The following is a 13,316-nucleotide window of genomic DNA, read 5'->3' as shown; positions in this document are numbered from 1 at the left end:
GCACTTAATTGCCTAACGAATAAATGCCGCCATGAAGTTTATCATTAAGTTATTCCCTGAAATTACAATTAAAAGCCAGTCGGTACGCCTGCGTTTTATTAAAATCCTTACCGGAAATATTCGCAATGTTCTGAAACCTTACGATGAAACCCTTGCCGTGGTTCGCCATTGGGACAATATCGAAGTTCGCGCCAAAGATGAAAGCAAGCGTGCGGCTATTGTTGCAGAACTGACGCGCATTCCGGGCATCCATCATATACTGGCGGTGGAAGATCGCCCCTATACCGACGTGCACCACATTTTTGAGCAAACTCTTGAAATGAACCGTGAACGCATTGAAGGCAAGACCTTCTGCGTGCGCGTGAAGCGTCGCGGTAAGCACGAATTCAGTTCACAGGACGTTGAGCGCTACGTTGGCGGCGGCCTGAATCAGCACGTGGCCAGCGCTCAGGTGCAGCTTAATCGCCCGCAGGTGACGGTCAATCTGGAAATTGAAGACGAACGCCTGATCCTGGTCACCGCCCGTTACGAAGGTATCGGCGGTTATCCTATCGGCACCCAGGAAGATGTGCTGTCACTGATTTCCGGTGGTTTTGACTCAGGCGTCTCCAGCTACATGCTGATGCGCCGTGGCTGCCGTGTGCACTATTGTTTCTTTAATCTCGGTGGTGCAGCGCATGAGATCGGCGTGCGTCAGGTTGCCCACTATCTGTGGAAGCGCTACGGCAGCACACACCGCGTCCGCTTTGTGGCGATTAACTTTGAGCCGGTGGTCGGCGAGATCCTGGAAAAAGTGGATGATGGCCAGATGGGCGTCGTGCTGAAGCGTATGATGGTCCGTGCCGCCTCCAAAATTGCCGAGCGCTACGGCGTGCAGGCGCTGGTGACCGGTGAAGCGCTGGGGCAGGTTTCCAGCCAGACGTTGACCAACCTGCGACTGATCGATAATGCCAGCGACACGTTGATCCTACGCCCCCTTATTTCGCACGACAAAGAACACATCATCAAACTGGCGCGTGAAATTGGCACCGAAGATTTTGCACGGACTATGCCGGAATATTGCGGCGTTATCTCAAAAAGCCCAACGGTCAAAGCGGTTAAGGCGAAGATCGAGCACGAAGAGCAGAACTTCGACTTTGCCATTCTTGAGCGGATGGTTGAGGAAGCAACGAACGTAGATATTCGTGAAATCGCCGAGAAGGCGCAAGAGGAAGTGGCTGAAGTCGAGACCGTAGCCTCGTTTTCTCATAATGACGTGATACTGGATATTCGTTCCAACGATGAGCAGGAGGCGCGTCCGCTGGAAGTGGAGGGTGTGGTCGTGAAATCGCTGCCGTTCTACAAGCTGGCAACGCAGTTTGGCGATCTCGACCAGAGCAAAAGCTGGCTGCTGTACTGCGAACGCGGCGTGATGAGCCGTTTACAGGCGCTCTACCTGCACGAACAGGGCTTTAAAAACGTGAAGGTTTATCGCCCTTAGTTCGGCCAGCTCCCTCCGGGCTTAGCCGTACCGCGTACCCGGCCAGACCTGTCATCCTTACCCGATTGCTATATTGGGTGATGGTGCGCTGGCCGGACGCAAAACTCACCGCATCGTCGATGCCTGATGCGCGCACTGGCAAAACGATAAATTTTAATCGCGGTAATCATAGATCCCGGCAGCCACAACCAGCTGCGCGGCGACTTCACGCGCCGTTTCTTTACCTACCAGCAAATCAATGAGCTTCAGGGCAAAATCAATGGCGGTGCCTGGCCCCTGGCTGGTCAGCAGATTGACCCGCCGATCCCACACCACGCGTTTGTCCATCCATTTCTCTGATGGGATGTTATCCTTCAGCCCCGGGTAGCCAGTCATATTCCCTACCGGGAACAGATTGTGCGGGACCAGCACGGTTGCGGCGGCGGCACAGATTGCGGCAACGATGCGCCCTGACTGATTGAAGTGACGGAGAGTTTCCACCAGAAGGGGGCTGTCCCGAAAGCATTCAGCCCCTTTAAGGCCGCCCGGCAAAACGATGGCGGCAAAATCTTCATCGGCGACTTCCACCAGCGGCGCATCGGCCAACAGCCTGACCCCGCGTGAGCAAATGATTTCACAGTTGCCGTCATCAGCAACGCTGGCAGTGACCACTTTCAGCCCGGCGCGCACCAGCAAATCGATGGTGGTGACCGCCTCGGTTTCTTCACTCCCAGGTGCCAGGCAGACCAGAACCGATGGTTTCTCGATCATAATTTTGTTCCTTTCGCTTAATAAATTCATAAAGGCGGGTGTTATGAGGGGTATTCAAACCCTGAGCGCGTGCGCGACGAATGACGTAGCCGTTGATATAGTCGATTTCGGTGCGGCGCTGGGCGCGAATGTCCTGGAGCATAGAGGAAGTATTGGCGGCGGTGGTACGAATCACCTCCAGCACATAGTCGATAAGCCATTCGCGCGATATATGCTGGCCTTCACGCTCCATAACGGCGGCTACCTCATCGCTCAGGGACTCAATCTCCTGACGATGTTCAGCCAGTTCACCATTGGTGCAGTCATAAAAAACCGTCAGGGGGTTAATCACGCAATTAACCGCCAGTTTTTGCCACGCGGCGGAAGCCACATTATTGTGCCAGGCAACATCCGGCAGAGCGCAGTGCAGCACCTCGGCTAAATCGCTTAACTCGGCTCCCGCCGCAGTGGTGGGGCCGATGTGGGTAATGCCGGAGGCGACATGAATAATTACCGTGCCGTCACGCTTTGCGGCGTGGGTCGTCACGCCGCGTAAGAGTGGCTGATGCAGGTTTTTCAACTCCTCCAGGGTTCCCATACCGTTATGCAACAGCAGTATCGGGCAGCGTTCGGGGAGAGTAAATTGCAGACTTCTCACGGACTCGGAGACCTGCCAGGCTTTCAGTGTGACGATCAGGAGTTGGCTCTCGGCTAGAAAAACCGGGTCATTGGCGATAAAGGTCTTATTAATCGTCGCACCTTGCAGATCGATCACATTCACCGAACAATAGGGTTGCGGAACCCGTAGCCAGCCCTGGACCTCGTGCCCCTGCCGTTCAAGCGCGGCTAGCCAGATTTGCCCTAAGGCTCCACATCCCAGTACGGTAATTTTCATTGTTCCTCCCCGCATGCGGGTTGCTTGACCAGCTTGAAGCATACCTGCTTATTATTTTAGCTTTCAGCTTCGGTGGTTTTATTTACCCGCTGCAAGCGGGTATTATGCCTGTCACTTTAGTATCAGGAGAATAGATCATGCCATCTTTCGATATCGTTTCTGAAATTGATATGCAGGAAGTGCGTAACGCGGTAGACAATGCTAACCGTGAGATATCCACACGCTTTGATTTTCGCGGCGTTCAGGCCAGTTTCGAGCTGAATGAAAAAAGTGAGTCGATCAAAGTCTCTAGCGAATCTGATTTCCAGGTAAAACAGCTGGTTGATATCCTGCGCGAAAAACTGTTAAAACGCGGGATAGAGGGCGGGGCGCTTGAGGTTCCGGAGCAGATTGAGCACAGCGGTAAAAGCTGGATCGTCGATGCGAAAATGAAGAAAGGCATCGAAACCGATATCGCCAAAAAGCTGGTTAAGCTGATTAAAGACAGCAAGCTGAAAGTACAGTCGCAGATTCAGGGCGATGAAGTCCGTGTGACCGGTAAATCACGCGACGATCTGCAGGGCGCGATGGCGCTGGTACGCAAGGGTGAATTGGGGCAGCCGTTCCAGTTTAAGAACTTCCGCGACTAGCTGACGTTTTCGGTTGGTGCTGTGCTTATCCTGACATACTGTGCGTATGTCAGGATTTTACTGACAGGGAACTCAAACCCGGTGGCGGTTATCCCGCAATCAGTTTCTCCAACTCGGCGCGGTTGGTAACCTTGCTGTCAATTTTGACGTAGGCGCTCTGCTCTTCGGGCACGATAAACACGTCTGACACGCCATTATGTGATTTTAATTTCTGTTCCAGGCTCAGTTTATCCAGACCACAATGCTCAAGAGTGATCCGCAGGCTGCTGACATAGGGCGGTTCCTTCATGCTCAGGCTCAGTAACAGCCAGGCGACCGCAATCAGCGCGCCGAGCAGGAATACGCTCTGCGCATCAATATGGCCAAATACCCAACCGCCCATACTACCGCCAATCGCCACGCCAATGAACTGGCTGGTGGAATAGAGACCCATCGCGGTGCCTTTATAACCTGGCGGGGACTCTTTACTGACCAGCGATGGCAGTATCGCTTCCATCAGATTAAAACCAATAAAGAACAGCTGAACGCCGAGAACCAGCGTCCAGAAATGATTACCCGATCCCCACAAGACGATTTCAGCCACCAGCATTAGCGCCACACAGCAGACAAACACACGCTTCATCCTGCGTTTTACTTCGGCGTAGATAATGAAGGGCAGTACGGCAGCGAACGCGATCAGCATGGTAAAAAGATAAACTTTCCAGTGTTCGCTGGCGGGGAACCCTGCTTGTTCAAACTGGCCGGGCAGGGCAACAAAGCTCGACATCAGCAAAATATGCAGGCAGAGAATACCGATATTGAGCTTAACAAGACGGCGGTTGGCGAGAACATCACGAATGCTGCCCTTGACGATGCCCGATTCACGATTGAGCACGTGGCTTGACGCCGAAGGTACCACCAGCAGGGTGATAGCAATGCCGCATACGGCCAGAAGGGCAATCATCCAGAACAGTGCGTGCAGGCCCAGCGCATGGGTGATTATCGGCCCCAGCACCATAGCAATGGCGAAGGTAATGCCAAAACTGATACCGATAAACGCCATCGCCTTGGTGCGGTTCTGTTCACGCGTCAGGTCTGACAGCAGAGCCATAACGGCGGCGGCAATCGCGCCGGAACCCTGTAGCGCGCGGCCGAGGATCACTCCCCAAATAGACGTTGTCATGGCAGCGATAACGCTACCGATGGCGAAGATCAGCAGTCCACCGATAATTAACGGTTTACGGCCAATGCGGTCGGAGAGAAGCCCGAAAGGAATTTGAAAAACGGCCTGCGCTAAACCGTATATGCCGATGGCTAGCCCAATAAGCGTTTCACTGGCTCCCTGTAATGCCATGCCATAGGTGGTAAGAACGGGAAGTACCATAAACATTCCCAGCATACGCAGGGAAAAAACCGTCCCTAAACCCCAGGTTGCACGCAGCTCAACCGGAGTCATTTTATTATCGTTCATGACTACCTCAATGCTCTTAGTTGCTCTATTTTATGCGTCAGGGCAGGGCGGGTAAAATATTACTTTTTAAGCATTTATGACAAGAAGAAAGGGCGCGAAATCGCGCCCTGTGCAGAGATGTGGCCTGCGGTTAACCGATATAGGTAAGCAGGTCTTTCGAGGCTGGAGTCATAAAGTCGATGGACATCATCACGCTCAGCGCGGTGATAGCCACAATCGAGAACACGAACAGTTTACGCGCCCAGACACGATCGTTCTGGGTTTTGTAACCTGAAAGCGCCATTCCCAACCACCAGACGCTAACGGCGGACGCCACCACCAGGTACTTGTAGCCAGCGTAGCCCACCAGGGTCAACATCAGCGTGGCAACCATAAACGCGATGATATACACCGTGATATGGTTTTTGGCTACCGAAATCCCTTTTACCACCGGCAGAACCGGAATGTTGGCGGCCTGGTAATCTTTAAAGCGGAAGATGGCAATCGCATAAGAATGCGGCATCTGCCACAGGCTAAAGATAGCCAGCAGGATCAGGGCACCTGCATCAAACTGTCCGGAAACCGCACAGTAGCCGATGACCGGCGGTGCGGCTCCTGACAGGCTGCCAATCAGCGTGCCGTAGACGGAGTTGCGTTTCATGTACAGGCTGTAAACGCCGACATAAACCACAAACCCCATCACCGCCAGCCACATCGCCAGCGGGTTTGCTCCGAAATACAACAGCGCGAAGCCAGCAATACCTAACACGGTTGCATAAACCAGGCTTAATTTCGGAGAGATGAGGCCTTTAACCAGCACCCGATTCTTGGTTCTCTCCATTTTTTTGTCGATGTCACGGTCGATAAAGTTGTTATAAACACAACCCGATGCGACCACCAGCGAGACACCGACTAAAGTGGCGAGAAACAGGGAATAGTCGATGCTGCCTTTAGAAGCCAGCAGGAATCCCCCGATAACAGAAATTAAATTCCCGAAAATAATTCCTGGTTTTGTCACTTGCAGGTATTGCTTAATCATCACAGTAGCTCGGTTAATGGCTCATCATGTTGTAGTTGAGGTTCCACATGATCCACAGCGAGCCGACAACAACAATCAGGATGATAAGTGCTGCAAACACGATAGCAATCAGGTTCCAGCCCCCCTCGGACTTACTGTCCAGGTGCAGGAAGTACACCAGGTGCACCAGCACCTGGACAACTGCACACACCAGAACCACGGCGAGGATGGTCGCTTTAGAAGCGCCACCGTCCATCACCATCCAGAATGGGATACCGGTCAGAATGATCGACAGGATAAAGCCGATCATATAAGACTTCACGCTACCATGAGAAGCGCCATGTTCAGTTGCAGGATGGCTCATTACATCACCCCCATCAGGTAAACAATGGTGAATACGCAGATCCACACAACGTCCAGGAAGTGCCAGAACAGGCTCAGACACATAATACGCGTACGGTTGCTGTCGCTCAGACCGCGTTTAGCGACCTGATACATCAACACCAGCATCCAGATCAACCCGGAAGTCACGTGCAGACCGTGCGTACCTACCAGCGTAAAGAAGGCTGACAGGAAGCCGCTGCGGTCAGGACCGAAGCCTTCGGCAATCAGGTGATGGAATTCATAGATTTCCATGCCGATGAAGCCCAGACCAAACAGGAAGGTCATCGCCAGCCAACCAATGACCGCACCTTTCTGACCCTTGTTCATGTTGATGACGGCAAAACCATAGGTAATGGAGCTCAACAGAAGCAGGGCGGTTTCCACCAGTACGAACGGCAGTTCAAAGATATCTTTTCCTGCCGGGCCGCCTGCGGTGTTGTTAACCATGACACCATAAGTCGCAAACAGGGTTGCGAAAATGATGCAGTCGCTCATCAGGTAGATCCAGAAGCCAAAGACTTTGTTGGCTCCCGCATCGTGATGCCCATGCTCCGCATGGGCGTCGTGGTGTTTAGTGAGAGTTTCAGTCGACATTTTTCAGACCTGCTTTGCTAATTTCGTCAAAGTGCTGATTCTCGATTTTTTCGATCTCGGCAACAGGAACATAGTAATCCACGTCTTCGTCAAAGCTCTTGACGATCCAGGACACGATCATGCCCAGGAATGACAGGCCTACCAGCCACCAGATGTGCCAGATGGCAGCAAAACCGAAGATCAGGCTGAAGAAACCGATAACCACACCCGCACCGCTGTTCTTCGGCATGTGAATTTCAGCATAGTGGGCCGGACGCTTGTAGGCTTCACCTTTTTCCTTCATTTCCCAGAACGCATCACGTTCGTGAACTTCAGGAACAATAGCAAAGTTATAGAACGGCGGTGGAGAAGAGGTTGCCCACTCCAGAGTACGCGCGCCCCACGGGTCACCGGTCAGGTCACGATTCTGCTCACGGTCACGTACCGAGACGTAGAACTGAATCAGCTGACAGGCAACGCCACAGGCGATGAGCGCAGCACCGCACGCGGCAATAACCAGCATTGGGTGGAACTGCGGGTCGATATCCTGGCTGAGACGGCGCGTCATACCCATAAAGCCCAGTACATACAGCGGCATAAAGGCGACGAAGAAGCCGATTATCCAGAACCAGAATGCCCGGATACCCCAAGTTTCATTCAGCGTAAAGCCGAATGCTTTCGGGAACCAGTAAGTCACACCCGCGAAGCAGCCAAACACCACACCACCGATAATCACGTTATGGAAGTGAGCAATCAGGAACAGGCTGTTGTGCAGCACGAAGTCCGCACCCGGCACGGCCAGCAGAACCCCGGTCATACCACCTACAGAGAAGGTGACCAGGAAGCCTACGGTCCACAGCATCGCAGAGTGCATCTGAATGCGGCCCTGGTACATGGTGAACAGCCAGTTAAAGATCTTAACACCGGTCGGAATGGCGATAATCATCGTCATAATACCGAAGAAGGCGTTAACGTTGGCACCCGCGCCCATGGTGAAGAAGTGGTGCAGCCACACGATAAAGGACAGGATGGTAATGACTACCGTTGCCCATACCAGTGAGGTGTAACCAAACAGACGTTTTTTGGAGAAGGTAGCAACCACTTCCGAGAACACACCGAAGACCGGCAGAACCAGAATATAAACTTCCGGATGACCCCAAACCCAGATCAGGTTGACGTACATCATCATGTTGCCGCCCATATCATTGGTAAAGAAATGGAAACCAAGATAACGGTCGAGGGTCAGCAGGGCCAGGGTCACGGTCAGAACCGGGAACGCGGCGATGATCAGCACGTTGGTGCACAGGGAAGCCCAGGTGAACACCGGCATTTTAAACATGGTCATGCCGGGCGCGCGCATCTTCATGATGGTCACGAAGAAGTTGATACCTGTCAGGGTTGTACCAATACCGGAAAGCTGCAGACTCCATATCCAGTAGTCAACGCCGACTCCCGGACTGTATTCCGCCCCCGAGAGTGGAGGGTAAGCCAGCCAGCCCGTTTGCGCGAACTCGCCCACACCCAGTGACAGGTTAACCAGCACCACACCCACAGCGGTGAACCAGAAGCTGAGGTTGTTCAGGAACGGGAAGGCCACGTCGCGTGCGCCGATCTGTAGAGGAACAGCGATGTTCATCAGACCCACAACAAACGGCATCGCTACGAAGAAGATCATAATCACGCCGTGGGCGGTGAAAATCTGATCGTAGTGGTGCGGTGGCAGGAATCCGGCTTCACCCGCAGAGGCGAGCACCTGCTGGCTACGCATCATTACCGCATCGGCAAAGCCGCGCAGCATCATGACAAATGCCATGATGATGTACATGATGCCGAGTCTTTTGTGGTCAACAGACGTCAGCCACTCGGTCCAGAGATATTTCCATTTACCGAAGTAGGTCAGTGCTCCGGCAATGGCAAGACCGCCAAGAATAATGGCGGCGATCGTTACCACGATAATCGGTTCGTGGTAAGGAACGGCATCCAGGGTTAATTTTCCTAACATCGTATTATTCCTCGGCTCCCGCGTGAGCGGTATTGCTCATATCCATGCCTTCATGGCCTGCACCGTGAGACATTTCCATGCTTCCGCCGTGGTTCATCTGGAACTGGCCAATAACATCTTTGAACAGTTCAGGTTTCACACTTGAGAAGAATTCCACCGGGTGATTTTCGCTAGGCGCAGCCAGCTTGTTAAAATCATCCATTGTCATGAGGGTTTCTGGAGATTCTTTTGCTTTTGCAACCCACTGGTCGAAGGTAGCTTCGTCAGGTGTCGCAATCGCTTTGAACTTCATACCAGAGAATCCACGACCGCTGAAGTTGGAAGAGATACCGTTAAAGGTGCCGGCTTCATTCGCAATCAAATGCAGCTTAGTCTGCATTCCCGCCATAGCGTAAATCTGGCTACCGAGGGTAGGAATAAAGAAGGAGTTCATGACGGTATTAGAGGTGATCTTGAAGCTCACAGGACGGTTAGCCGGGAAAGCAATCTGGTTAACGGTAGCAATACCCTGTTCCGGATAGATGAACAGCCATTTCCAGTCAAGCGATACGACTTCGATCACAACAGGCTTAGCATCAGATTCCAGTGGTTTACTTGGTTCCAGAGCGTGAGTGGATTTCCACGTCAGGATGCCAAGAAAAACAATGATCAAGATGGGAACAGTCCATACCACGGCTTCCACTTTGTTAGAGTGTGACCAGTTTGGGCTGTATTTTGCGTTAGTGTTGGATGCCCGATACTTCCAGGCGAACACCACGGCCATCAAGACTGCTGGGATAACGACGATCATCATCAGGCCGAAAGCCGTCAAAATCAGCGAACGTTGCTCCATCGCAATCTGTCCTTTGGGATTCAATAACGCACTATCACAACCACTTAATAAAACCATGCTTGCGATTAATGACAGAATCCCCAAACTTTTATTGTATTTACTGAGTCTCATTTAACGACCTCAATGACAAGGGCTCTATTGTCGTTTAAGTGTGGCTGCATTTTACGGGAAGGTTTCTGTACTGTAAACCTGCAACAGGTTGTGTCAGCAGGGTGTTGACACCTTTTGCAAACGCTGTCACATCTGTTGCCGAAGGTGACAAAATGTGAATGCTGGCAAAGGGTTGGCGCTAATATAACAAAATCTGATTTAAATAACCTTACAGAAAGTGTAATTGCTATAACCAGTCGATATTGCCCCAATTATTTAACATAAAATTATCATAATGACCGTTGATTTTAACTTACGCTAGTTACGCACCGGTTATTAATAAAGCAGGGCTGGGTGACAATTGATAAGTTTTACTTAGTCAATTGCCCCCTAAAACGGAAAAAAAATTCTTCTGGTAAATTTAACATTGGTCGGACGATGGTCTCCGTCCTGGCTCACATTAACGGGGCGTCACCAGCCTGAATGGGCTAAGTCAGCCAGCGCGTTGTGGCTAACTTAACCCCGGATCCTCCTGGCGAAAATTACGCGACCTTATTGACCTGGCTGGTTGCTTTTACGCGCCGCGAGATAGTCGAGCGAGGTTCCGAGCACAATGGCAGCCAGCAGCAATATGATACCGCTCTCAAACAGCAGGGTGCTCAACCCGCTAACGGCCAGCCATCCCAGCGCCTCCAGCATCAGTAACAGTAACCAGACTGCCAGCAGCGCGAAACCTAAAATCAGCGCGCGCAGCGCCCAACGATAGCCTGAAAGCCGGGTGCTACGCGGCGGAAAATCACTGTGATCCTGCGCATATTCCAGCGTCGATTTGCAGCCCGCCAGCAGCAGCAGACCCGGTAGGGCGGCCACTACGGTGAACGCGTAAAAGGTTGGCCAACCCCAGCTTTCAACAAACCAGCCCGCGACTGGCCCAACGTAAACGCGACCCACCGCAGAGAGCGCAGAGAGCAGGGCAAACTGGGTGGCGGAAAACGACCGGTTGCACAGGGTCATCAGCAGCGCCACGAAGGCGGCCGTACCCATGCCGCCGCACAGGTTTTCGACGGTGACCGCTGCGGCCATGTTATAAAGATTTTTATCAGTGACCGACAGTACCCAGTAGCCAAGATTGGAGACCGCCTGCAAAATGCCGAACAGCATTAAAGCCCGGAACAGGCTCAGACGCTGCATCAATACGCCGCCGGCCAGAGCACCGACAATGGTCGCCACCAGGCCGAGCGTTTTATTGACCAGTCCAACATCCCCCGCATCAAACCCGACGCCGCGTATCAGAAAGAAGGTGGTCAGGCTGGCCGCAAAGGCATCGCCCAGCTTATAGAGGACGATCAATGACAAGATCAGCCAGGCATTGTTACGACTAAAAAAATCGCGTAGCGGGGCAACCACGGCTTCTTCCAGCGAGCGCGGGCGCCCCACCGTACCGTCCGGCTCTTTTGCCAAAAGGGTGGCTATGATCCCAGGCAGCATCATGGCAGCCATCAGCCACCAGATAGCTTGCCAGCCAAGATAACGGTCCGCCAGCCAGAGCGCCAGACCGCCGGAAACCAGCATCGCAAGCCGGTATCCCAGAACGCTGATTGCCGCACCACCGCCGCGTTCGGCCACCGACAGTACGTCTGTTTTCCACGCGTCAAATACGATGTCCTGGGATGCCGAACAGAAGGCAATCAGCACTGCCAGCGCGGCCAAAAGCGTCAGGTCGTGAGAGGGCTGCATAAACCCCATTAACGCAATGCCGACCGTCAGTAATATTTGCGTAACAAGCAGCCAGCCACGCCTGCGGCCAAGAAACGGCGGCGTATAGCGGTCCATCAGTGGTGACCAGAGAAACTTGAACACGTAGGCCTGGCCGACCAGGGAAAAGAAGCCGATAGTTTTGATATCGACATTCTCAACCGCCATCCAGGCTTGCAGCGTACCCGACGTCAGCGCCAGCGGAAGGCCGGAAGCGAAGCCGAGTAATAAAAGAAGGGCGCTATTACGGCGCGTGAAAATCTGCAGATATTGATTGGGCATACGAACCTTAAATCAGGCCCGGCGTCCTGCCGGGCCGGGGAGAGTTAGCGCGCGTTGTGTTTAATAAACTCGGTAACGCTGGTGTCCTGCGCCATGTCGGCAATAACATCGCCTAAGGCCGCGTTAACAACATTGGTGATTTTCTCGTTGGTTGCCGAGAATGCCCCTTCTACGCTGTTGGTCTGACGGTAGTTTTTCACCTGCTTACTGCCGTTTTTGGCGGTGGCGATGACGGAAATATCCGCTTTGGTGGTAATGCTGTAACGGACATTGCCCTGGGTGACATCGGCATACAGGTTATTGACGACGATCTGCAGATCGACTGCACCACTGGGTCCGACCATGTAGCCGCGTGCGGTCATCTGTTTTTCCAACGTTTCCTGCAAAAGGAAACGCAGATCGCGCGAAGGCGTAAGCGTGACCAACTGGCCGTCACGATTCACTTTCGCCAGCGCCTGATCGCTGCGCCTGTCGGCACCCGTGATGCTGACAGTGGTAGCCATCAGGCCTGGGTCGCGCTGGGGTAACTCAATTTTCGGAGCAACATCAAGCGTGCTGCTATTATTTGCACAGCCGGCCAGAATAAATACGGCCAGCAGGGGGAAGATAACTTTTTTTAACATGCTTTTTTCTCTATTACGTGAAAAGTATTGCTGACAAAACTTTCGCCATCATATCATTGCCTGCCTGTAGAGGAACCCCTTGTCGCGGGTAAATTGGCCCCCCTGTCACCGGCGGTTGAACCTTAGCACCCATACATCGTGGCGCCGCGTTGGCTCACCTTTTACTGTGTATAGATAACGCGGGTTATGCGTAGTCGGTTTTATCTGAAATATGACCATGGCCAGGGGATAAAGCCTGACCTTCTGCATCAAAGGAGTCTTGGAATGATCCGTGAACAAATAGAAGAAAAGTTACGTACCGCTTTTTCTCCGCTGCAACTCGAGGTGCAGGATGAAAGCCATCGTCACAACGTGCCCGCGGGGGCGGAGAGCCATTTTAAAGTGGTTATCGTTAGTGAAAGCTTCAATGACCAGCGCTCGCTCGCCCGACACCGCGCTATTTATGCCGTGCTGGCCGATGAACTGGCAGGCAGCGTGCACGCATTGGCGCTGCACAGCTATACGCCGAAGGAGTGGGCCGAGTTGCCGGGTCGCGTTCCGCCATCGCCCAACTGCCGAGGTGCCGGGACGCTTGCCTGACAGATTCGTGAACGGT

Annotated in this window: 13 protein-coding genes; 3 read left to right on the top strand and 10 right to left on the bottom strand. The window is 52.9% G+C overall.

From position 1 onward, the window contains the following. Nucleotides 1-31 precede the first annotated feature (31 nt). Entirely contained in the window at nt 32-1,480 is a 1,449-nt protein-coding gene (thiI, locus tag ETA_RS13785; RefSeq protein WP_012442235.1) for a tRNA uracil 4-sulfurtransferase ThiI, read from the top strand. Nucleotides 1,481-1,633: 153 nt separating this feature from the next. Here thiI and yajL read toward each other — a convergent pair whose 3' ends face one another. After that, nucleotides 1,634-2,230 (bottom strand): protein deglycase YajL, encoded by a 597-nt coding sequence (yajL, locus tag ETA_RS13780; protein WP_042959064.1) that lies wholly within the window; start codon nt 2,228-2,230, stop codon nt 1,634-1,636. Next, nucleotides 2,184-3,104 carry a 2-dehydropantoate 2-reductase gene (gene panE, locus ETA_RS13775; RefSeq protein WP_012442233.1) on the bottom strand — a complete coding sequence of 307 codons (921 nt, stop codon included), beginning with the start codon at nt 3,102-3,104 and terminating at the stop codon, nt 2,184-2,186. The genes yajL and panE overlap by 47 nt, the downstream gene beginning before the upstream one ends. A gap of 137 nt (nt 3,105-3,241) precedes the next feature. Between panE and ETA_RS13770 the strand changes: the two genes are divergently transcribed. Continuing rightward, on the top strand, nt 3,242-3,733 hold the full coding sequence (locus ETA_RS13770) for a YajQ family cyclic di-GMP-binding protein (protein ID WP_012442232.1): 492 nt from the start codon (nt 3,242-3,244) through the stop codon (nt 3,731-3,733). Between the two features lie 88 nt (nt 3,734-3,821). Here the strand turns inward: ETA_RS13770 and ETA_RS13765 are convergent, their stop codons facing one another. From ETA_RS13765 to ETA_RS13730, 8 genes are all read right to left on the bottom strand, one after another. After that, nucleotides 3,822-5,183 carry an MFS transporter gene (locus ETA_RS13765; protein ID WP_012442231.1) on the bottom strand — a complete coding sequence of 454 codons (1,362 nt, stop codon included), beginning with the start codon at nt 5,181-5,183 and terminating at the stop codon, nt 3,822-3,824. A gap of 130 nt (nt 5,184-5,313) precedes the next feature. Further along, a complete protein-coding gene (cyoE, locus tag ETA_RS13760; RefSeq protein ID WP_012442230.1) occupies nt 5,314-6,201 on the bottom strand; it encodes a heme o synthase in 888 nt (295 codons plus the stop codon). Nucleotides 6,202-6,214: 13 nt separating this feature from the next. Beyond that, nucleotides 6,215-6,544, bottom strand: a complete 330-nt coding sequence (locus ETA_RS13755; RefSeq protein WP_004156287.1) for a cytochrome o ubiquinol oxidase subunit IV — start codon at nt 6,542-6,544, stop codon at nt 6,215-6,217. Further along, on the bottom strand, nt 6,544-7,158 hold the full coding sequence (locus ETA_RS13750) for a cytochrome o ubiquinol oxidase subunit III (RefSeq protein ID WP_012442229.1): 615 nt from the start codon (nt 7,156-7,158) through the stop codon (nt 6,544-6,546). Before ETA_RS13750 ends, ETA_RS13755 begins: the two co-directional genes overlap by 1 nt. Continuing rightward, nucleotides 7,148-9,139 (bottom strand): cytochrome o ubiquinol oxidase subunit I, encoded by a 1,992-nt coding sequence (gene cyoB, locus ETA_RS13745; protein ID WP_012442228.1) that lies wholly within the window; start codon nt 9,137-9,139, stop codon nt 7,148-7,150. Before cyoB ends, ETA_RS13750 begins: the two co-directional genes overlap by 11 nt. A 4-nt stretch (nt 9,140-9,143) precedes the next feature. Further along, nucleotides 9,144-10,082: a cytochrome o ubiquinol oxidase subunit II gene (gene cyoA / locus ETA_RS13740; protein ID WP_012442227.1), complete on the bottom strand. Its 939-nt coding sequence runs from the start codon at nt 10,080-10,082 to the stop codon at nt 9,144-9,146. 531 nt (nt 10,083-10,613) lie between these two features. Further along, on the bottom strand, nt 10,614-12,098 hold the full coding sequence (gene ampG, locus ETA_RS13735) for a muropeptide MFS transporter AmpG (protein WP_012442226.1): 1,485 nt from the start codon (nt 12,096-12,098) through the stop codon (nt 10,614-10,616). A gap of 44 nt (nt 12,099-12,142) precedes the next feature. Continuing rightward, nucleotides 12,143-12,721 carry a lipoprotein gene (locus ETA_RS13730; RefSeq protein ID WP_012442225.1) on the bottom strand — a complete coding sequence of 193 codons (579 nt, stop codon included), beginning with the start codon at nt 12,719-12,721 and terminating at the stop codon, nt 12,143-12,145. 264 nt (nt 12,722-12,985) lie between these two features. On the opposite strand from ETA_RS13730, the gene bolA reads away from it, so the two are divergent. Further along, nucleotides 12,986-13,300: a transcriptional regulator BolA gene (bolA, locus tag ETA_RS13725; protein ID WP_012442224.1), complete on the top strand. Its 315-nt coding sequence runs from the start codon at nt 12,986-12,988 to the stop codon at nt 13,298-13,300. Nucleotides 13,301-13,316 lie beyond the last annotated feature (16 nt).

This window comes from Erwinia tasmaniensis Et1/99 (assembly GCF_000026185.1).
GTDB lineage: Bacteria > Pseudomonadota > Gammaproteobacteria > Enterobacterales > Enterobacteriaceae > Erwinia > Erwinia tasmaniensis.
The sequence above is the reverse complement of the archived record's forward strand: the minus strand, read 5'-3'. Positions and strand labels throughout refer to the sequence as shown.

Coding starts and splice junctions, on each gene's coding strand:
- thiI (WP_012442235.1), top strand. CDS start 32: ATGAAGTTTATCATTAAGTTATTCCCTGAAATTACAATTAAAAGCCAG.
- yajL (WP_042959064.1), bottom strand. CDS start 2,230: ATGATCGAGAAACCATCGGTTCTGGTCTGCCTGGCACCTGGGAGTGAA.
- panE (WP_012442233.1), bottom strand. CDS start 3,104: ATGAAAATTACCGTACTGGGATGTGGAGCCTTAGGGCAAATCTGGCTA.
- ETA_RS13770 (WP_012442232.1), top strand. CDS start 3,242: ATGCCATCTTTCGATATCGTTTCTGAAATTGATATGCAGGAAGTGCGT.
- ETA_RS13765 (WP_012442231.1), bottom strand. CDS start 5,183: ATGAACGATAATAAAATGACTCCGGTTGAGCTGCGTGCAACCTGGGGT.
- cyoE (WP_012442230.1), bottom strand. CDS start 6,201: ATGATTAAGCAATACCTGCAAGTGACAAAACCAGGAATTATTTTCGGG.
- ETA_RS13755 (WP_004156287.1), bottom strand. CDS start 6,544: ATGAGCCATCCTGCAACTGAACATGGCGCTTCTCATGGTAGCGTGAAG.
- ETA_RS13750 (WP_012442229.1), bottom strand. CDS start 7,158: ATGTCGACTGAAACTCTCACTAAACACCACGACGCCCATGCGGAGCAT.
- cyoB (WP_012442228.1), bottom strand. CDS start 9,139: ATGTTAGGAAAATTAACCCTGGATGCCGTTCCTTACCACGAACCGATT.
- cyoA (WP_012442227.1), bottom strand. CDS start 10,082: ATGAGACTCAGTAAATACAATAAAAGTTTGGGGATTCTGTCATTAATC.
- ampG (WP_012442226.1), bottom strand. CDS start 12,098: ATGCCCAATCAATATCTGCAGATTTTCACGCGCCGTAATAGCGCCCTT.
- ETA_RS13730 (WP_012442225.1), bottom strand. CDS start 12,721: ATGTTAAAAAAAGTTATCTTCCCCCTGCTGGCCGTATTTATTCTGGCC.
- bolA (WP_012442224.1), top strand. CDS start 12,986: ATGATCCGTGAACAAATAGAAGAAAAGTTACGTACCGCTTTTTCTCCG.